General features: G+C 70.9%; 17 protein-coding genes. 8 read left to right on the top strand and 9 right to left on the bottom strand.

Going from position 1 to position 19,366, the window contains the following annotated elements:
- Positions 1–18: 18 nt before the first annotated feature.
- Positions 19–1,107 carry a glycosyltransferase family 4 protein gene (locus ACVTJA_RS48465; protein ID WP_465831188.1) on the bottom strand — a complete coding sequence of 363 codons (1,089 nt, stop codon included), beginning with the start codon at positions 1,105–1,107 and terminating at the stop codon, positions 19–21.
- Positions 1,108–1,311: 204 nt separating this feature from the next.
- Between ACVTJA_RS48465 and ACVTJA_RS48460 the strand changes: the two genes are divergently transcribed.
- On the top strand, positions 1,312–2,853 hold the full coding sequence (locus ACVTJA_RS48460; RefSeq protein ID WP_465831186.1) for a DUF2079 domain-containing protein: 1,542 nt from the start codon (positions 1,312–1,314) through the stop codon (positions 2,851–2,853).
- Positions 2,854–2,862: 9 nt separating this feature from the next.
- Here the strand turns inward: ACVTJA_RS48460 and ACVTJA_RS48455 are convergent, their stop codons facing one another.
- The 3 genes from ACVTJA_RS48455 to ACVTJA_RS48445 form a co-directional block, all read right to left on the bottom strand.
- On the bottom strand, positions 2,863–3,936 hold the full coding sequence (locus tag ACVTJA_RS48455) for a hypothetical protein (RefSeq protein WP_465831184.1): 1,074 nt from the start codon (positions 3,934–3,936) through the stop codon (positions 2,863–2,865).
- An 84-nt stretch (positions 3,937–4,020) separates the two neighbouring features.
- A complete protein-coding gene (locus ACVTJA_RS48450; RefSeq protein ID WP_465831183.1) occupies positions 4,021–4,416 on the bottom strand; it encodes a helix-turn-helix transcriptional regulator in 396 nt (131 codons plus the stop codon).
- Between the two features lie 181 nt (positions 4,417–4,597).
- Positions 4,598–6,340 carry a GTPase gene (locus ACVTJA_RS48445; protein WP_465831181.1) on the bottom strand — a complete coding sequence of 581 codons (1,743 nt, stop codon included), beginning with the start codon at positions 6,338–6,340 and terminating at the stop codon, positions 4,598–4,600.
- Positions 6,341–6,451: 111 nt separating this feature from the next.
- On the opposite strand from ACVTJA_RS48445, the gene ACVTJA_RS48440 reads away from it, so the two are divergent.
- The gene (locus ACVTJA_RS48440; protein ID WP_465831179.1) at positions 6,452–7,831 is read left to right on the top strand and encodes a thioredoxin family protein; all 1,380 of its coding nucleotides are present in this window, start codon (positions 6,452–6,454) and stop codon (positions 7,829–7,831) included.
- Between the two features lie 3 nt (positions 7,832–7,834).
- Here ACVTJA_RS48440 and ACVTJA_RS48435 read toward each other — a convergent pair whose 3' ends face one another.
- The 3 genes from ACVTJA_RS48435 to ACVTJA_RS48425 all read right to left on the bottom strand — a co-directional run bounded on the left by ACVTJA_RS48435 (position 7,835) and on the right by ACVTJA_RS48425 (position 10,832).
- The gene (locus ACVTJA_RS48435) at positions 7,835–8,983 is read right to left on the bottom strand and encodes a metallophosphoesterase (RefSeq protein ID WP_465831178.1); all 1,149 of its coding nucleotides are present in this window, start codon (positions 8,981–8,983) and stop codon (positions 7,835–7,837) included.
- 30 nt (positions 8,984–9,013) lie between these two features.
- Positions 9,014–10,135 carry a LuxR C-terminal-related transcriptional regulator gene (locus ACVTJA_RS48430; protein ID WP_465831176.1) on the bottom strand — a complete coding sequence of 374 codons (1,122 nt, stop codon included), beginning with the start codon at positions 10,133–10,135 and terminating at the stop codon, positions 9,014–9,016.
- Positions 10,136–10,481: 346 nt separating this feature from the next.
- Positions 10,482–10,832 (bottom strand): hypothetical protein, encoded by a 351-nt coding sequence (locus ACVTJA_RS48425; RefSeq protein WP_465831174.1) that lies wholly within the window; start codon positions 10,830–10,832, stop codon positions 10,482–10,484.
- 275 nt (positions 10,833–11,107) lie between these two features.
- Between ACVTJA_RS48425 and ACVTJA_RS48420 the strand changes: the two genes are divergently transcribed.
- The 4 genes from ACVTJA_RS48420 (at position 11,108) to ACVTJA_RS48405 (ending at position 16,543) form a co-directional block, all read left to right on the top strand.
- Positions 11,108–11,467 (top strand): hypothetical protein, encoded by a 360-nt coding sequence (locus ACVTJA_RS48420; protein WP_465831172.1) that lies wholly within the window; start codon positions 11,108–11,110, stop codon positions 11,465–11,467.
- Between the two features lie 68 nt (positions 11,468–11,535).
- Positions 11,536–12,438, top strand: a complete 903-nt coding sequence (locus tag ACVTJA_RS48415; RefSeq protein ID WP_465831170.1) for a hypothetical protein — start codon at positions 11,536–11,538, stop codon at positions 12,436–12,438.
- A complete protein-coding gene (locus tag ACVTJA_RS48410; protein ID WP_465831168.1) occupies positions 12,435–15,299 on the top strand; it encodes an Lnb N-terminal periplasmic domain-containing protein in 2,865 nt (954 codons plus the stop codon). Before ACVTJA_RS48415 ends, ACVTJA_RS48410 begins: the two co-directional genes overlap by 4 nt.
- Positions 15,300–16,036: 737 nt before the next feature.
- Complete coding sequence (locus ACVTJA_RS48405; protein ID WP_465831166.1) at positions 16,037–16,543, top strand: hypothetical protein; 507 nt, start codon at positions 16,037–16,039, stop codon at positions 16,541–16,543.
- 27 nt (positions 16,544–16,570) lie between these two features.
- Here the strand turns inward: ACVTJA_RS48405 and ACVTJA_RS48400 are convergent, their stop codons facing one another.
- Together ACVTJA_RS48400 and ACVTJA_RS48395 are read right to left on the bottom strand one after the other, a co-directional pair.
- Positions 16,571–17,245, bottom strand: coding sequence for a dienelactone hydrolase family protein (locus ACVTJA_RS48400; RefSeq protein WP_465831164.1), 675 nt, complete (start codon positions 17,243–17,245; stop codon positions 16,571–16,573).
- 153 nt (positions 17,246–17,398) lie between these two features.
- Positions 17,399–17,734, bottom strand: a complete 336-nt coding sequence (locus ACVTJA_RS48395; protein WP_465831162.1) for a PilZ domain-containing protein — start codon at positions 17,732–17,734, stop codon at positions 17,399–17,401.
- Positions 17,735–17,859: 125 nt separating this feature from the next.
- On the opposite strand from ACVTJA_RS48395, the gene ACVTJA_RS48390 reads away from it, so the two are divergent.
- Positions 17,860–18,363, top strand: coding sequence for a GreA/GreB family elongation factor (locus ACVTJA_RS48390; protein WP_465831160.1), 504 nt, complete (start codon positions 17,860–17,862; stop codon positions 18,361–18,363).
- A gap of 87 nt (positions 18,364–18,450) precedes the next feature.
- Positions 18,451–19,365, top strand: a complete 915-nt coding sequence (locus ACVTJA_RS48385) for an MBL fold metallo-hydrolase (RefSeq protein WP_465831158.1) — start codon at positions 18,451–18,453, stop codon at positions 19,363–19,365.
- Position 19,366: the final 1 nt, after the last annotated feature.

Genomic DNA, 19,366 nt, shown 5'->3' with positions numbered 1-19,366 from the left:
TGACAGGTTCCCCGCACTTCACCTGACCCGAGGGGACCCAAGGAGTTCAATGAACTCCGTCGCGATGCGTTCGGTGGAGAACCGCTCCCGCACGAAGCGCGCCCCGGCTTCACCGGCCGTACGTCGCTGCTCCGGCGACATGTCGACAGCCGTGACGAGCGCGTCACGCCAGGCAGCCTCGTCTCCGGGAGGGAAGAGGAAGCCCGTCTCCCCCTCGCGAAGTGTCTCCGGAAGCCCGCCAATCCGGCTGGCGAGCACCGGGACGCCACAGGCCTGTGCCTCGATGGAAACCCGCCCGAAGGGCTCCAGCCACTCCGAGGGTACGGCCAACACATCCATCGCCGCGTAGAGCGGCCGCATGTCCGCCGTCCAACCTCGCAGGAGGTGCCGCCCGTGAAACCCGGGCGCAATCGCCTCCCGCAACTTCGCGTGTGCGGACTCCTCCCCCACCCACAGTGCACGCAGCGAGGGACGCAGCGCCATCGCCTGGTTGAAGGCCCCCGCCAGCCGGAAGGCCCCCTTCTCCGGCTTCAGCGCCCCGACGAACCCCACGAGCACCGCATCCTCCTCCACGCCCAGCGCCCGCCGGGACTCCGCCCGCAGCGCCGCGTCGGGGCGGAAGCGCTCCATCTCCAGCGGGTTGTACAGCAGGCTCACCCGCTCACGGGCCACGCCCTGCTCCACCATGAACGAGCGCATGTGCTCGGACACCACGATGAAGCGGTCCGCCCACTTCGGCAGCAGCACGCGGGACATCGGCTTGAGCCGGCTGTTGAGGTGCCGGAACAGCGCCACCGGTGTCCCCGTCAGCTTGCCCAGTATCAAGAGCGGCCAGTACTCGTGGCCGAAGCTGCCCACCAGCCAGTCCGCCTTCACCTTGCGAATCGCGCGCAGCACGCCGCGCGCTCCGCGCACGTCCACCGCGTTGCGGAAGATGCCGGGCTCCAGGGGCAGGCCGCTCGCCGCGAGCTCACGGGAGATGTAACTCTCGGGGCGCGCCACGGTGAGGACGTTGTGCCCCGCCTGGGCCAGGGCGCGCACCAGGGACACCAGGTGCGTCTCCGTGCCCCGCGCACCCTTGCTGGTGCCGACAAAAACGAAGTTCATCCGGGTCGGTACTCTCGACGGCGACGGTTGCTCCTGTCCATCGTCTCGGTGCGGTCAGTCGGCGCCAGGCAGCCCGCGAATGGACAGGTTCAGGCCGCACGGAAACCGTCCCAGGATGTTGTTGGTGGGGAGGGGGAACTCTGCTGGAGTGCCTCGGTGTCCCAGGCCGCTCCCGCAGCTCCCCGTCCCACCTTGCAGCGCACCATGACGGCCTACGTCATGGCAGTCAGCATCGTCTTCTGCCTCGTCACGCCCCTGACCTGGATTCACGGCGAGCTGGGGGCGTTTCGAAACTGGCAGACCGTCTTCAACGTCGTGCTGGCGGTCGTGGTCGCCTGGAACGGGCTCTACCGTGGCGAGCCGGTCCACCTGCCCGTCGTCGTGAAGCGCTTCTTCGCATTCTCGATACTCGTGTTCTGTGTGTCGGTCGAGCTCGGGCGCTTCTTCAACTTCGAGGTCAACGGCGTTGATTTCAGCATCTTCGATTGGATGCTGTTCAACTCGAACCATGGGCGTTGGGGGTACTCGCCCATCTATGACGTGAACCATTTCGGAGTTCACGCCACCTATGTGTTGCTCCCGTTGATGCCACTGCACCGGCTCTTCGAAGGGCCGCTGCTGTTGTGCATGGTGACGGCGCTTTCGATTGGCGGCGCCGCGTATCCCCTCTGGCGCCTGGGCCGGCACGCAGGGCTCCACGACGGGCTCTGTGTCCTGCTCGTGCTGGCGTATCTGACCAACCCCTTCACGTCGATCCTCATGGATGGAGGCTTCCGGCCCGAGGTCCTCTACCCCCTGTTCGGACTGCTGTTCGCGGATGGCTGGGTCGAGCGGCGGCCCGCGAGGTGGGTGCCATCGCTGCTGGCCTTCCTGGCCATCAAGGAAGACGCGGCGCTGTATGTCGCCACCTTCGGAGTCGGTGTGTTGCTGTTCGAGCGAGCGCGCTGGAAGCCGGCTGTCGCCATGGTGGTCGGTGCCGCCGCGCTCTTCGTCTTCAACGTGAAGTACTTCCAGCCGCTGATGCTGCGCGGCTCCGCGTACGCCGTGCCCAGCTACGTCTCTTTCTGGGGGCAGTACGGGCAAACGCTTCCTGAAATCCTGGGCAACATGGCGAGGTCACCCCTGCGCCTGGCCCGCGACATCCTGACGTCTGGTTGGTCCCGGATGTTCGGCGCGGCCCTGTTCCTGCCGCTGCTGGGGCGCCTGGCGGTGCCTCCCATGTTGCCCACCCTGTTCCTGCTCGGCTCGGCGTCGTACCCGGTGATGCATGAGTACCGCATGTATTACCCGGTGACGTTGCTGCCGTTCTTCTTCTGGGGCCTGGTGGAGGCCTGGCGGGTGCTCGGGCGGAGCTCGCGTGTCAGTGCATGGCGCGAAGCCCTGCTCGGAGTCGCGCTCCTGCTCTTCCCGCTCGTGGGCCGGGGCTATGCGCGGTTCACCCGTCCGCCCATGGAGGTCCACCAGGCGCTCCCGGAAGTGCGAGCACGGCTCGCGCGGGAGACGGGCCCCATCTGCGTCCAGACGGTCATCTATCCCCATCTGCCGTACCAGCTTCCGCTGCGGCCCCTCTTCAACGACTGCTGGGGACATCCGGAGTGGCCCATGCTCATCAACCTCCGGCTCAACCCCGCTCCCTACGAGCAGGGCGCCCTGGAGGCGTCGGTCGCGGAGGCCCGGAGCGCCGGCCGCGTCGAAGAGCTGGGGGGCGGATTCGTGCTCATCCGCACGCCGGTCCCGAGCACCTGACGCGGCCCCTCACGCCCGGCGGCAGCTCACGTCGCCATCCTGCGAGCGGATGAGCGCGGCGGTCAGCTCGGTGCCCAGCGCCTGGCAGAGCACCTCGAACGTCCTCCGCCTCGCGCCGCCGACGAGCATGGAGGGCTGGCTCGTGAGCGTCTCCGGGTGCCTCACGAAGATGTTGTAGCCCACGATGCAGCCATCCGCGCGGAGCACGGTGATTCCATCCGTGGCCATCATGCCGCGCAGCAACTGCGCCGTGGCGCGCACCGCGGTGGCGGCCGCGTCCGTGGGGTCCGCATGGTAGCGGTCCAGCAGGGCCACCACGTCCAGCGGGCGCGGCAGGATGATGCCGTCCACGAAGAGCATCGAGCCCGCGCGCTCCCGGGGCAGCACCGCCACCAGCGTGCCGTGCGAGCCCTGCATCACCTCGAAGAGGACGCGGCGGAAGAAGCCGCGCGCACGCTCTCGGCTGGCGGTGGCCACGCCGTCCGTGACGGCCTCGGCCAGCTCGTCCAGCACCTCCGGCGGTGACGCCGCCTCCACGCGCGCGCCCGAGAGGTACACGTGCCGGCACAGCCCGCCGCACGCGCGCAGCTCCAGGATGTTGTCCGCGAGCTGGAGCACGCCCACCACGCCCGCGCCTCCCTCACCCGCGCGCCGCAGTCGCTCCAGCGGCGTCTCGGCGAGGGGGAACGGGTCCGTGCGGAAGACGCCGTAGGCGAAGCCCTCCGGCACGCGCAGCAGGTACAGCGCCCACCAGCGGCCCTGGCCCAGCGACGCGCACTGCTTCAGCGCGCGCTGGACGGTGGCCCGCGAGCGGGGACCGATGCCAATCGCGATGGGGTCATGCCCGCCGAGCTGCGCCAGCATCTGCCCCAGGTCGTCGCAGACGAAGGCCATGGGGAACAGCGGGGCGCCCTCCTCGCGGTAGCGCGAGAGGGTGATGATGAGCTCGCCGATGGAGTCCGCCGTCTGCGGGCACGTCATGCGGGCCTCGTCCAGGAAGCTGCCGACCGCATCGGTCAGCAGGTGGCGGAAGGACAGGACGGGAGGTGAAGACCCCGGCGAGGCCGGGTCCGAGCCGTTCATGACACCGCCAGCATGGCGCATTGCCGCGGCCCACGCACGAACGGAGTTCGCCCGTGCCCGCCTGCCTGCCTGGCGCCGGCGGCGTCAGCGCGCCTGCTTCTGGAGCATCACCAGGAACTTGTTCAGCGCGCGCCACTCGTCGGGCTCGAAGCCCCGGAGGGTGCGGATGAGGCGGCGCAGCTCGGGCGGGTGCTCCTGGTAGGGAGGCGGTGGCTCGGCCACCTGCCATGGGCCGGGAGGCAGGGTGCCCGTGGGGAGCCCCAGCATCCGGTCCGCGGACTCCTGGAGCACGTGGCACAGCCGCCAGAAGGTGGGGATGCTGGGAAAGGCGCGTCCGCGCTCGATGCGGCCGTACACCTCCGTCGCCATGTCGAGGCGCTCGGCCACGTCCTCCTGGGTGAGCGCCTGGCGCAGGCGTGCCGCCTGGGCATTCTTGCCCAGCGTCTTCTTCAGTGACGACTTCTCGCGCTCGCCGAGCATCCCGCTAGCCCATCCTGTAAAGTCCTGGGCCGTAGATACGACTTAATGGATTGGGGGCACAGGACACGCGGAGTGGGGTTGAGGGCAGGACCCGGCAGGTTGCCGTCCCGACCCGATTTCTCCCATCGGGCTCGCGAACCCTACCCTGTCCGGCGGCACGTCATCCGAGGCACGGGGACGCTCAGGCCAGCTTCGCCCGTGTCTCCTCGAGCCGCGCCGCCGTGCGCGTCCAGTCGTCCGCGAGGCCATCCAGGTGTCCCAGCATGCCGGAGAAGAAGCGCGCCTCCAGCGCCTTCGCCAGCGTGGCCCCGTGCGAGTCCGCCCACTTCCGGGTGACGCGGGCCCGCACCTGCGCGCCCAGGAGGTCCACGAAGCGCTCCATCAGCGGCGTGGACAGCAGCGTTCCCGCCCACACCACCGCGTCATGGCCGAAGCCGCCCGTGGCCACCGTCACCACCGCCGCCGCGCCCGACGGAACCGAGTACACCAGCGTCGTCAGCGTCTGGAGCAGCTCCTCGCGCATGCCGCCCTGCAGCTCCATGGCGACCAGCTCGCGGCAGTAGGTGTACAGCGTGGCCCGGTCCGCCGCGTGCGCGTGCAGCGGCTCGAAGCCCAGCGGCTCCTCCAGCTTCGCCAGCGTCTCCGGGCCGAAGGCCTCCGCCAGCTTCGCGCGCGTCTGTGCGTCGCCGCGCCACGCGGCCACCTCCGAGGCCATGGCGTCCACCAGCTTGCGCACGCCGTCCTTCATGGACTCGTCCACCGCGAGCGTCGGCGTCTCCGCGCCCTCCGGCTCCGGTCCGGTGAAGGACTGGCGCACCTTGCGGCTGACGTAGGTGAGCGCCGTGGCCAGCCCCCGGAAGGGCAGCCGCACCCACTTGTGGAAGTGGCTGCGCGCGTCCAGTTCGTCCCGGAAGGCGTCGATGAGCACGTCCGCGGGTACCGCCTTCAGCGCCGCCGTCGCGCCCACGCCGTTCAGTTCGTGCCGCAGCCGCTGTCGCAGGCGCTCGGGCTCCTGCGCCGCCCGCGCGGCCGCCTTCGCCACCACGTCCAGCTCCGCGCGCGCGTCCGCCAGCGAGGCCTCCAGCGCGCGAGCCTTCAACTCTCGCGCGTGCTCGGCCTGGCCCAGCAGCGCGGACAGCGGGGGCCTGCCGTCGAGCGGCTCGGTGGCCAGCGGCTTCAGCCCCGCCTCCACCTCCGGCTGGTGCGGCGCGAGGTAGCGCGCCAGCGGCGGATGGCCCACGTCCGAGGCCAGCTTGTCCAGGTGCCCGCGCGCCACCTCCTCGCGCGTGGCCTCGTTGTAGACGAGGAGATACGGCCGCCCGTGTCCCACCGCCGCGCGCAGGAAGTCCACCAGCGCGGCGTTCTGGTACGTCTGCCGGCTCACCACGAAGACGAGCACGTCCACCGTGACGAGCAGCGCCTCCGCTCGCTCGCGGTTGTCGCGGTACACGCTGTCGAAGTCCGGCGTGTCCATGACGAGCAGCCCACGCGGCACCGCGTCCGACAGCACCAGGTACAGGCGCCCCGCCGGGCCCGGCTGGTCCACCGGCGCCATGTCACCCGACGGCACCGGCACCGTGTCGTAGCGCCGCGTGAGGAAGTCCTTCAGCGAGCCCGTCCACGTCTCCGGGTGCGCCGCCGCGAGGCACTGCTTGGTGAGGCCGCCCTCGGGCCGCGCGGGGGACAGCGCCGCGCCCACCAGCGCGTTGAAGAGGGTGGACTTGCCCACGTTGTTGGGGCCGGCGATGGCCACCAGCAACAGCGGCGCGTCCGCGGAGCCCAGGCGGGGGAGCAAATCCCTGCGCAGGCGCTCGGCGAGGCGACGCGCGGCGTCCGCGTCTGGAGCCTCCGGGAAGCGCTCGGGGGCGGGGAGGGCGTCCAGGGCGGACGCGAGGGAGGTGCGCAGGCTGTACGGGTCTCTCATCACCGGAAGTCCGCGCGCACCAGAGCATGCAGGCGGCGCGCTGCCCAGGACAGAGCACACGCGGGTGTCGGTCGAGGACAGAGCTGGGCTGTTGGCGTTAGGTTGGGCTCCATGCGAATTCCCGCCGCCTGCCTGCTCCTGATGGGGCTCGTTGCCTGCACTGCCGCCAACACCAACGCGCCCGCGGACGAGGCCCATGCCGGCTCTCCGCTGCCCTTCATCGAAGACGACTACAGCCGCGCGCTCGCCGAGGCGAAGGCGAAGGAGCTCCCCCTCTTCGTCGACGTCTGGGCGCCGTGGTGCCACACCTGTCGCTCCATGAAGGCGTACGTCATGTCGGACAAGGCGCTGGCGAAGCACGCCGGCCGCTTCGTCTGGCTGGAGGTGAACACCGACCTGACGTCGAACGCGGCGTTCCAGGAGAAGTACCCGGTGGAGTTCTGGCCCACGCTGTACGTCATCGACCCGCGCCAGGAGAAGCCGCTCCTGCGCTTCGCCGGCAGCGCCACGGTGTCGCAGTTGGAGAAGCTCTTCGATGACGGCGAGCGCGCCTTCAAGGGAGGCGTCACCGGCGCCGAGGCGCTGCTGGCGCGCGGCGACGCGCTGTACGGCGAGGGCCACGCCACCGAGGCCGCCGAGACGCTGGCCGAGGCCCTCAACGAGGCACCCGCCGACTGGCACCGCCGGGGCCGCGCGGTGGAGTCGCTGCTGACGGCGATGTACGGCGCGAAGCAGTACGAGCCGTGCGCGCGCAAGGCGCTGGAGGAGCTGCCGAAGACGCCGCGCTCGCTGTCGTGGGCCAACGGCGCGCTGCTCGGCCTGTCCTGCGCGCTGGCGCTGCCCGAGGACGCCGCTGCGGCGAAGGAGCTGCGCGACGCGACGGAGGCGAAGGTGGCCGAGGCCCTGGCGCCGCCGGCCATCGAGATGGCGGGTGATGACCGCTCCGGCCTGTACGAGGTGCGCGTGGAGGCGCGTGAGGCGGCGAAGGACGAGGCCGGCGCGAAGGCCCTCGCCGAGGAGTGGCTGAAGTACCTGGAGGGCGAGGCCGCGAAGGCTCCCAACCCGGACGCGCGCTCCGTGTTCGACTCGCACCGCATGCTGGCGGCGATGAAGCTGAACGCGCCCGAGCGCGTGATTCCGGCGCTGGAGCAGAGCGAGAAGGACCTGCCCCAGGACTACAACCCGCCCGCGCGACTGGCCACGCTGTACCGGTTGCAGGGCCGGCTGGACGACGCGCTCGCCGCGAGTGACCGCGCGCTGGCCCGCGTGCAGGGGGCCCGCCGCCTGACGGTGCTCTCCGGCCGCGCGGACATCTACGTCGCGCGCAAGGACCCGGCCGGCGCGGTGAAGACGCTGGAGGAGGCGATTGCCTTCGCGAAGACGCTGCCGGCGTCGCAGGTGTCTCCGCGCGCGGTGGCCGGACTGGAGAAGAAGCTCGCCGGCATCCAGGCCACGGTGGCGCAGCCCCAGTCGCAGGCCGCGCCGAAGTAGCGCTCAGCGAGCGGCGGCGCGGGTGTCCAGGTCGAACAGCTCGTACTGCTCCACCGGGCACTCGCGCATGCCGCCGTCGGTGAAGACGAGCACCGCCTCCTCCGGCCTCGATGGCGGCGGTGCTCCGTGCGCGTAGTGCAAGCGCGCTCCATCCGTGACGAGGTGGCGCACCACCCCATCGCGGGCCTCCGCCGTGGAGAAGCCCAGCAGCTCGCGGTTGCGCTTGTCGCGCGTGTGCCCCACCACCTGCGTCAGCCCCGCGGGCAGCCGCCTCGGGTCGAAGCGCCTGCGCGGCGTTCCCCGCACGCGCTCCGCGTCCTCCGGCTTCAGGCTGGGGCGCTGGTAGAAGATGCCCACGCCCTCGCCGAAGGCCGCGTTGCCAGGACGGTGCAGCCCCGGCACCACCAGCGGCCCTCCCGTCCACGCGTCCACCGCCGCGTCCACCGCCGCGTTCAGTGCATCCGCCACCGCGCCCGCGTCTGCCCGTCGCTCGCGCGGCAGGCCCGTCACGTCCAGGTCCTCGTGGGTGACGCCCGCGTGCAGCACCAGCAGCCCGGGCCCGGCCGCGTAGGCCGTGCGGAAGCGCCGCGCTCGCAGCAGGTGCTCCACCCATGCGCGCTGCACCTCGCGGAAGTTGCCGAAGTCTCGTGCCACCAGCTCCGCCGTGGGCACCTGCGGCCAGCGTGCGAGGAGCTCGCGCTCCACCGCCTCGTCCGTGTGCCCGCCCTGGTAGGCCCGGTCGGCCTCCGCCTGCGCCTGGGCGAACGTGGCATCCGTGAAGCCCGCCAGCTCTCCCACGCGGCCCAGGTCGTGGTTGCCCAGAATCATCACCACCTGGTCCGCCGGGTGCGCGGCCAGCCAGGCCACCAGGGACAGGGCACTGATGGCGCCCGACTCGCGCTCGTGCGGCTTGCCCCAGTCGAAGTGGTCTCCCACGGACACGAGCTGCACGTCGGGCTTCAGCCAGCCGTCGTCCCCCAGCGCGTCATGGTGCGCGAGGATGGCCAGCACGCGGCCCATGTCGGCCTGCGGGTCGCCCATGACGAGCCTCCGCTTCCGGGGGCGTCCATCGGCGGGTGTGGAGTGGGGGCCCTTCGCCACGGCCTCGGAGGCACGGGTGAGGGCGGCCTGAATGCGGGCGTCGTCGTTCACACGCCCATCCTAAGGCACGCGCGCGGCGGCTCAGGAGGACTGGAAGAAGCGCGCGATGAGCGCCGAACGGCTCTCCACCTGGGCCTTGCTCAAGAGGTGCGTGACGTGCACCTCCACCGTGCGCTCCGCGCAACCCAGCCGCGCGGCGATGGCCTTGTTCGTCTCGCCCTGGACGATGTGTGTGAGCACCTCGGACTCGCGCGCCGTGAGCGACCAGCGCGCGGACAGCGCCTGCACGCGCGCGGCCGCGCTGGACGCGGTGCCCGTGTCGATGGCGAGGTAGTGCGAAGGCAGGCCCGGAGTCCGCAGCGGCGTCAGCGTCAGCGGACCGGAGCAGGGAATGCCCTGGGCGCCGCGCTTGAGCTGCTCAATCAATTCCGGCTCGCCGCGCTCCAGCCGCACGCGCCCGGCGCTGTTGGCGTGCACCACGCGGCCGCTGGCGCTGACCACCCACGCCGCGCGCCCGAGCGCCTCCATCGCCACCTCCAGCGCGGTGGACAAAAGCCCCGACTCGCGCAGCCGCGCCTCCATCTGCAGCCGCCGCTGCAGCGCCGGCGTCAGTCCCTGGAGCAGCCGCTGCTCGCGCTCGGTGAAGGGCTCCTCGCGGCCCAGGCCCACCCAGCCGAGCAGCGCCGGGCCCTCGCACACCAGCGTGCGCAGCCACGCCATCTTCTCCACGCCGAGCTGCCGGAACACCGCGCCGGAGCGGGTGAGCGCGCGCTCGCGCACCGTCTCCAACTCGCCCTCGCTCAGGCCCAGCCTCCGCCCCACCTCGCCCGCGGGCAGGTCCGGCAGCGGCATCCGCTGTGCCTCCGTCTCCGTCAGCGAGCGGAAGTGCAGCGCCCGGTTGCGCTGCGCCGGCTCGGGCCGGGCTGGATCGAACCAACCCCACGGGTTGCCCGCGGAGATGGAACCGTCCAGCACCCCATGTACGACGGGCCCCGGCATGGAGAAGCCCAGGCAATGGGAGTAGCTGGCGTTGTTGCGGTCGGGGCCCACATCCACGCCGTAGGCCACCGCGCGCTCGGCCTTCATCACCTCACGCAGCGCACCCAGCACAGACGGAAGGGCCTCCGCACTGGGCTCGGCCTCCGCGAGGAGGACCTCCAGGTCCGCAAGCAGGCCCTGCTCCTCGGAATTCAAACGGATCAAGATTTGCCGAGTATACTCCCAAGGCAAGGGCGCTCGTCACGGGCGACCCCGTGGGGAACCCCAATCGTCCGAGCCTGGACGTCTCGCGCGAGCGAATGTCCGGGGTGCGACATGACCCATCGGGTTTCCCGTATGGACCACAGAACATCATAACGGGGACACTCTCGCGTCGGCTCCCGGGGGGGAGGGCCGCTACCGCGGTGCGTGAGCGCGCGCCGGGTACTCGACCTCCGGGTGCCCGGCGCGCTGCTCCGTTTTCCCGCCGAGCCGGCCGAACACTCCCAAACATGTCCCATCGATTGGCGGTCGCTGTCGGCACCTGAACGGGGAGCCGCACGGAAGGACGTCAGGGTGCCGAACGCAGGAAGCGCGGAAGGCGCTCGGCTGGCACCACCCTCCGCAGGAAGTGCAGCGAGCCGAGTCCCAGGTACGCGAGGCCAAACGCGAGCGTCGCCCAGGCCATCCACGCGCTGAGCTCGGAGGCGCCCAGGCCCACCAGTCCCCAGATGCAGAGGGCCGTGCCGATGGCCCACGGCGCGGCGGTGCGCAGGTGCGGACCACTGAAGGCGGCACCGAGCGCGCAGAGGCCCGCCGCGAGGATGCCGAAGCCGAACCAGCTCGGCTCGCCGGGGGGGAAGAGCACCGCCAGGGCCAGCAGCGCGGTGAAGAGTCCGAGGATGGAGAGTCCCAGGGTCATGACATGGCTCCACGAAGTCGCTGGAGGAACGGTGGAGTCGCCCCCCCATGAATCCAAGCGCTCGCGCTTGTGTGGAGGAGCGCTCCGCCGAGCCCCTGGCGCGTAGGCGGTGACGCACTTCCGACAATCGGTGTTCGCGCCTTGCCGCGCGGCGTCGTGGCGCAAGGCCGCGAAACGGCTCCGCTACCGAGCGCGGCACGCGGCTGGCTACGGGGGGCGATCCGCAATGCATGAACAAACGCAATAAGTGGGGACGTGCTCTCGAAGGGGGCTGGATGCGCGATACAAGGAATTCCGCCGTCACCGGAGTGGCTCCGCATCTGGCTCGCGCCGCCCGGCTGTCGCATGAATACCTGCGTATCCAGCTCCACCAGTTCCACGAGGACGTGGCGCTGGGCATGGGCCCCACGGTGGAGGCGCTGGCGTCGGTGGTGATGCTGCGCCGCGAGTACGTCCCTCTCTTCGGTTCGCTGCTGAAGTCGCATCGCGACGAGCTGCTGGCGCTGGCGGACGCGCGCACGCTCAGCCCCGCGAGCGCGCTTGAGTTGATGCAGCGTGTGGGCTCGCTGGTGCGCGAGCACCCGCAGTTGAGGAGGGACTTCGAGGCCGCGCTGGTGGCGCACGCGACGCACTGAGCCCGCGCCACGCAGGACCGTGCGCCGGCCGGGCCGCGCGGAGAAGTACGACACCCAGGAGGAGTGGGATGAAGACCAAGAGCTCCGCGAAGTGCGCGCTGTGCATGGCCGTGGTGATGGCCGTCTCCGGCTGCAGGACGCCCGCGGCGATGGGAAATCAGGGCCTCAGCGCCTCGGATACGGGCGCCTCGGCCGCGGCGGACTCCAGTGATTCGGGCGGCAGCTCGGACTCGGGCGGCTCCAGCCAGGGAGATTCGAGCAAGTCGGACTCGGGCGGCTCCAGCGACGGTGCCTCCAGCAAGTCGGACTCGGGCGGCTCCAGCGACGGTGCCTCCAGCAAGTCGGACTCGGGCGGCAGCTCGGAGTCGAAGAGCTCGGAGGCGGGTGGCTCCAGCGAGAGCCGCAGTGGCTCCAGTGAGCGGACCTCGCGCAGCTCCGAGGAGGGCGGCTCGAGCGAGGGCTCCAGCGGGACGGAGAAGGCGGAGGGCGAGGCCTCGCGCTCGCACTCGGACAACAGCAGCCACAGCGACAACAACAACGTGGTGTCGGCGGTGACGGTGGGGGCGGTGGTGGTGGGGCTCGGCGTGCTCATCTGGCAGGCGTACGCGGCGGCCGAGCGCCGCCAGGACGTCGAGCCGAAGGAGCTGGGGCGCACGGCGCAGGTGTACCTGCGCTCGCGCTCACACCAGCTTCGCGAGGACCTGGCGCTGGGCGCGGGTCCGACGGTGGAGGACCTCGCGGCGGCGGCGCACATCCGCCGGGAGAACCTGGGCACCTTCGGCCGCGTGCTGCGCGCGCACCGGCAGGAGCTGCTGATGATGGCGGATGCGCGCACCCTCACGCCCGCGAAGGCGCTCGCGTGGATGGAGCGCGTGGGCGAGCTGGCCAGCGCGGACCCGAGGCTGGACGCGGACCGTCGTGCCTTCCTCTCGACACGGGAAGGAGCGCAAACAGCGGAGGTGTCGCGTTGAGGCGCGCGGCGGCGTGGCTCGTCGGCCTGACGTGTGTGCTGCCCACGGCGGCGATGGGCACATCGTCCGGGCGCGTGGAGACGGTGGACGGCGCGGGCATGGTGGTGCCGGTGGATGCGCCGGTGGACCTCTCCGCGCGCGTGCAGACATTGCGGAGCTTCGGAGTCGTGCTGCGCGGCGCGGCGGCGAGGGACGCGGCGCTGGTGACCGAGGTGGAAGCAGGACTCCAGGCCCTGCCGCCCACGCTGCGCCATGCTCCTGGAGGCCCGCTGGAGCTGGTGCTGCATGAGGAGTCATCGCCACTCGGCCTCGGTGACGGAACACCGCAGCGTCCCGATTGGACGGAGGGTAGGGCGCGCTTCCACCTCTACCGGTACGCGCCGTCCAGCGAGCATCGCGCCACGCTGCGCCTGTCCCGGCTGGCGGAGGCGGAGTCGGAGCGCCTGTGGCGCCGCCGCGCGGTGGTGCACGCGGTGGTGCAGCGCTGGGACGACGCACGCGGCTGGAGCAACACGCCCACGTGGCGCCGGCTCTCTGGCTGGCAGAAGCCCTTCGAGCGCCCCCTGGTGTGGAAGGAGGAAGCACGCCTCACCTATGTGGGGGCCTTCAGCCGCGCCCTCGGACAGCGGAGCGCCTCACTCGACCTCGTCACCTTCGCGGAGGAGTTGTTCGTCCCCGTGGAGTCGCTGCGCGCGGACGCGCTGCCCGTGGACGACCAGGTGCGCTGCCAGGAGTTCTCCAAGTCGAGAGCACTCTCGGAGCAGTTGGAGGCGTCCGGCCTCGGCACCCTGTCGCCGCGAGGCGCCTGCCCGGCCTTCGATGAATGGGCGGACCTGGACGCGCTGTCGCACTTCGAGGTGCTGCTCGTGGCCTCCACGGGGCGCCAGCCGGAGTCCCTCTTCGGTCACCTGCTGCTGCGCCCGGTGTGGCGCGAGGGCGCGGTGCCGCGCGGCCCCACCTTCGAGCGCGTGGTGCAGCTCGTCGCGCTCACCGGAATGGAGTCGAAGGGGCTGGGCTACCTCGTGAAGGGAATGACGGGCGGCTACGACACCGTCTTCCTCACCGGGACGATGGGAGACCTGTCCCACGAAGCGCTGGAGCTGGAGCAGCGCAGCATCCGCCGCTTCCGCCTGCGCCTCACGCGCGGCGAGGAGGCGCGGATGCTGGAGCGCGTCTGGGAGCTCGAGCGCCGTGGCTACATGGGCTACTACTTCTTCACCGACAACTGTGCGAGCGCGCTCCTCTTCCTCCTCAACGGAGCGCTCGAAGGCGGGCGCCAGGTGCGCGCGCCCGGGACGCTCTGGGTGCTGCCCACGGCCACGCTGGACACACTGGCCCACTTGGAAGTGGTGGGCTCGGACGGAGACGGACGCGCGGGCCCGCTGCTGGAGCACATCCCGGACACCTTCGAGTCCACGGGAGACCGCGCGCTGCGCGCGCACGAGGCACGTGAAGAAGCCCTGTCCACCCTGGCCGCGCACGTGGGGGCCGCCGAATACGCACGGCTCCGCGAGCTCCACGCGAAGCTCCAGTCGCCCGACCCGGACGTGCGGCGCGCCGCATATGAAGCCCTGCCCGACGCGGTGCGGGCGGTGCTCGCCTCGACCACGTCCGCGGAGCGCGCGGAGGTGCGCGGACGGCTTCACGCCTACGTGGCCCATGCGGTGCGGGTGGAGCGCGCCGCCGTGGACCGCGCGGAGGGCGAGCGCCTGCGCATCGAGCGGGAGCAACTGCTCGCGGTGAAGGTGCCGGTGCGGGGCTCGGCGGAGGCGGGTGTGCGCGAGCGCCAGCGCATCTTCGAGAACGAGGACGCCCTCCAGCGGAAGCTCGCGGTGCTGGACCGCACCACGTTGCTGCAGGAAGCGCTCGCCACCGCGCAGCGCCGACCTCCCTCGCCGGAGGAACTGCGCATCGTGGTTCGCGCCGAGCGCACCGAGGCCGCCTTCATCCAGGCCACGGAGGCGCAGGGCACGCTCAACGACGGCGTGTTCGCGGAGGTGGACCCGGTGGCCTTCCTCGACGAGGACCACCGTCGCAAGGTGCGGGAAGAGACAGCCTGGGCGTCGGGCGCGCTGCGCGACTCCGGCGCGGGGCACACGGTGGTGAGCCTGGGCGTGGACTTCCCTCGGGCCGGTGGCGCGAGGCCGGTGGTGAGCGTGCGCACCGCGGGCATGGCCGAGGCACTCGGCGATGCGCGCCTTCACGGCTTCCAGCCGAGCAGCGAGCTGCGCGTGTTGGACGGAGAGCTGTCCCTGGAGCCGCGCTGGGGTGTGCCCCGGCTGCTGGCCTCGGAGCTGACGCTGGTGGGCTACCGCACGCTGCTGCGTGAGCTGCCGCAGTTCCGCGAGTCCACGTGGGACTCGCTGGGCTGGGGCGCGGAGGCGCGCGTGACGTCGGACCCGGCGCGCTCGATGCCGCACCGGGCTTCGGTGCAGGCGGAGGCGCTGATGGTGCTCGACGAGGGCGAGCGCTTCTCGCACTTCACGGCGGTGGGCGTGGGCGGGATGGCCACGATGCACTGGAGTCAGGAAGCCATGGCTCCGGCGGCGGGGCCGCGCTTCTCGGTGGCGCACCGCACGGGGCTGCCCGGCTCGGGCGCCAACGCCGTGCGGTTGGAGGCGGCCTATGCCCCCACCTGGCGCGTGGGTGACGAGCACGTCACGCACGAGGCGGGGGCGTCACTCCAGGTGGAGTGGTGGCTGGGACGGGCAGGGCCCTTCGGCGTGCTGCTCACTCCTCGCGCACAGGTCCGCTGGGAGGGCTCACTCGCGCCCTCGTCTCATCGCGAGTCACTGTCTCCGTCGACGTGGTGGGACGGTACGTCGGAGCGGCGCCTGGCACTGGGGCTCGAGATGCGCTGACGGCGAGGGGCTCTCGGCCCACGTATTCACCCACGAGCGGGCGGCTCGCCGCGCCCGCCACCGCGCCGATGAAGGTGCCGATGACGTGGAGCACCACGAAGCCTTGGAAGCCGAGGCCGTAGAAGAAGCGGCCGGAGTCCTGGTGGCTGAAGAAATAGAGGACGTAGAGAACGGCCGGCACCGCGACGGAGTTCACCGCGGCGGCCGCGAGCGCTCGCTTCATGCGGCCCGCGTGGTAGCCGCCGAAGGCGCCTCCCAGCAGTCCGTTGAAGAGGGGAACCCAGAAGGTGACGAAGCTGGCGATGAACATCGTCAGGACGCTGGTGACGAAGATGCGCCGCTTGAGGACGACCTGCTCGGGCTTCATGGTGACGCCCGGGGGCAGCTCGGAGCGGACGAACTCGTAGTGGATTTCCGGCGAGTAGGGAGGTGGCGAGTTGCCCGCGTCGGTCTTGATGAATTCAGGCATGTGCGTCGAAGCTCCCATGGACAGGGTGAGGCCACGCTGATGCCCTTGAGGTTGGGACGGCGGCGGGAACAAGGAAGGGCTGCCCGGCGCACCGATGGGCGGGCCACCCTGCGAGCCCTGGCGCACTCCCTTCTTCCGGATGAAGTGGCTGCGCGCCAGATGACGGAGTGGAGGAGGGAAGATGGTTCATGCCCCTGGCGGCCGTAAGCGTTGCGGCTATGCTGCCGCGCTCGGCCGCACCCTCTCCTACCCCTCACGGAAATTCCCCATGAGCCTTCGCCGTACGCTGCTGACCGCTGTCCTGGCCTCGACCGCCCTCCTGTCCGCCTGCTCGCTGCGTCCCCGCTACGCGGACGTGGTGCAGCCGGACTCCCATAACGTGGCGAGCGCCGCGGGAAAGACGGTGGCGATGCGCGTGGTGGACCCGGCGACGAACCGCCCCGTGCCGGGAGCCCGGGTGCTCGCCGGTGACACCCGCGGGCGCTTGTCGGCCACGAGCGACGCGGATGGCGTGGTGACGTTTGATGTATCTCCGGAGCTGTTGAAGGAGAACCCGCTGGTCGAGGTGGTGCTGCCCCCGGGCGTGAGAACCTACCGCCTGGAGCTCATGCCCTCGGGCCAGGCGCCCGCGCCGGAGGCGCCCGCCACGCCGGAGACTCCCGCGTCGCCGGAGACGCCTGCCTCGCCCGCGACGCCGGAGTCGCCTGCGGCGCCCGAGTCGCCCTCGGCGCCCCAGGCGCCGTCCTCTCCGTCCACGCCCAGCGCCGGGACCTGAGCGTGACGTCTCCCTCCACGCGCGAGCTCAGCCGAGCTTCGCGTGGAGGAAGTCCACGGTGCGCTTCCACGCCGTCTCGGCGTTCTCTGGCGAGTAGACCTCCGGCCGCGTGTCATTGAAGAACGCGTGCTCGGCGTCATACCGGTGGAGCTCCGCCGGAACCTTCGCGCCCTTCAGCTTCTTCTCCAGCGCATCCACGCGCGCGGGCGTGCACCAGTCATCATGCTGGGCGAAGTGGCCGAGCACGGCGGCGCGGATGCGAGTCACATCCGCGCCCTGCTCGGGAGGAATGCCGTAGAAGGGCACGGCCGCGTCGAGCCCCGGGTCGTTCGCGGCGGCGAGCAGCGTCAGCGCGCCGCCCATGCAGAAGCCCATGATGGCCACCTTCGTGCCCGGAGCGCGCTGGCGCAGTGCCTCGGTGGCGGCGCGCAGGTCCGCGGCGGCCTTGCTCCAGTCGAGCCCGTTCATGAGCCGCTCGGCCTCCACTGCGTCCTTCGTCGCGCGGCCGCCGTACAGGTCCGTGGCGAAGACGGTGAAGCCCTCGCGCGCGAGCCGGTCCGCGATGCCACGGATGTGCGCATTGAGGCCCCACCACTCGTGGATGAGCACCACCGCGCCACGGGACGAACCGCCGGGAGCCTCGCTGAGATGACCCGTCAGCTCCTGGCCCTTCGGGCCAATCAGCTTCGCCTGTTCCGCCATCGCTTCACCCCTTCGCGCAAAAGAGAGGGGCGAAGCCTATTCACGGCCTCCGGAGTGGCGCACGCGAAAGGTCGGTGCCTTCATCGTTCCGAGCCCACGAGGCGCGAAGTCCGGCGACAGGCTCCAGCGCCATGCACCGGAATCGGCGCCCGCTCACGTGAACCAGCGCACGAGCCGCTTGCCCTGCATCTTCCGGTACTCGTGGAGGCGGCGGCTGAACTCCGCGGTGACGTGGGTGAAGCGCACGCCGCAGCGGCCTCGCAAGCGCTCTCCCGCCGTGCGCTGTGTCCACACGACCTCGCCCTGGAAGGGCAATTCCTCCTCGCCCACGGCGATGGAGCCCTCAATGGTCGTGCCCGTCTTCAGCGGCTGGAGCATCTCCGCGCAGAAGCCGCCCTCGGACACGTCATGCGTGTAGACAGGCAACATCCCGCGCAGACGGACGGTGAGCCGGTGCGCGAATCGGGGGAGATTGCGTGGCTTGAGCATGCCCGTGATTCTGCCATTTTTCATAATAGACGGAAAAGAGGGCCGCCCGCTGGACTGTCAGGCATGCACGGGAGGGGCTACAAATCCTCGGAAGGACTGAAGAATCTCTGACGGTGGAGGCAGGCATGTCAAAGGCATTCACCAAGGAGGACTCGGCGGGTGACGAGGGGCTCCTCCCCGCGCGGCCCCGCTCGCCGTCGGGAGAGAAGCGCTACATCACTCCGGAGGGCTACCGCGCGCTGCAGGAGGAACTGCAGGCGATGCAGGGGCCGGACCCCGACGCCCAGGCGCTGACGCCGCTGGAGCAGGGAGGGCGGCGCAAGGAGCGCGAGCGCCGTGCGCGTGAGCTGGCGGCGGTGCTGGAAGAGGTGCGCGTCGTGGAGCCGGACGAGGCCCAGGCGGGGCGCGTCTTCTTCGGCGCGTGGGTGGAATTGGAGGACGAGGACGGAGCGCGCGCGCGCTACCGCATCGTCGGGCCGGACGAGGCGGACGTGAAGGCGGGGCGGCTCAACGTGGAGTCGCCGCTGGCCAAGGCGCTGCTGGGCAAGGAGGTGGGAGAGTCCGTGGCGGTGGAGCGTCCACGCGGCGCGGTGGAGTACACGGTGACGCGGGTGGACTACGTCACGTGAGTCGAGAGGCTCACAAAAGCAGGCCCGGTGGCGTGCGTCCGGTTATGTTGCGCGACCGTCGTTTCCTGCTTCGTGGAGCACAAGAACATGAAGAGTCTCCTGGCCGTCCTGGTGGCTGTTCCCTCGGTGGCGCTGGCGCAGCTTCCGGACCCGGCGAAGGCGAACGTGACGAGCGAGCCCGTCGCCGGCAACGTGCACATGCTGACGGGCGCGGGCGGCAACATCGGCGTGTCGGTGGGCCCGGACGGCCTGCTCATCGTCGATGACCAGTTCGAGGTCATTGCCCCGAAGATTCACAAGGCGTTGGACAAGCTGAGCAAGGCGAAGCTCTCGTACATCCTCAACACGCACTACCACTTCGACCACACGGGCGGTAACGGCGTGTTCGGCAAGGAGGGCAAGATCATCGCGCACCGCGAGGTGCGCACGCGCCTGATTGCCGGCGTGGACATGGGCGCCATGGGCAAGATTCCGCCCGCGAAGAAGGAAGCGCTGCCCTTCATCACCTACGACACGGGCATGTCGCTCTACTTCAACGGCGAGGAGATTCGCCTGACGCACCTGCCCGCGGGCCACACCGACGGCGACTCGACGGTGTACTTCGTGGGCTCCAACGTGCTGCACATGGGTGACCACTTCTTCGTGGACACCTTCCCGTTCATCGACCTGAACGGTGGCGGCTCGGTGGAGGGCTACCTGGCCAACATCGAGAAGGTGCTGGCCACGCTGCCGCAGGGCGTGAAGATCATCCCGGGCCACGGTCCGCTGGCGGGCCGCGCGGAGCTGGAGCGCTTCGTGGCCACCATCCGCGAGACGGTGCAGATTGTTCGCACGAGGCGTGAGGCCGGCAAGACGCTGGCGCAGGTGAAGGCCGAGGGCCTCCCGGAGAAGTTCAAGTCCTGGGGCGCCGGCTACATCAACACGGACACGTGGCTGGAGACGGTGTTCACCAGCCTGGAGAAGAGCGCGGGCGCGAAGAAGACGAGCGCGACCACGCCGTAGT

The organism is Pyxidicoccus sp. M6 (assembly GCF_055568925.1).
The sequence above is the reverse complement of the archived record's forward strand: the minus strand, read 5'-3'. Positions and strand labels throughout refer to the sequence as shown.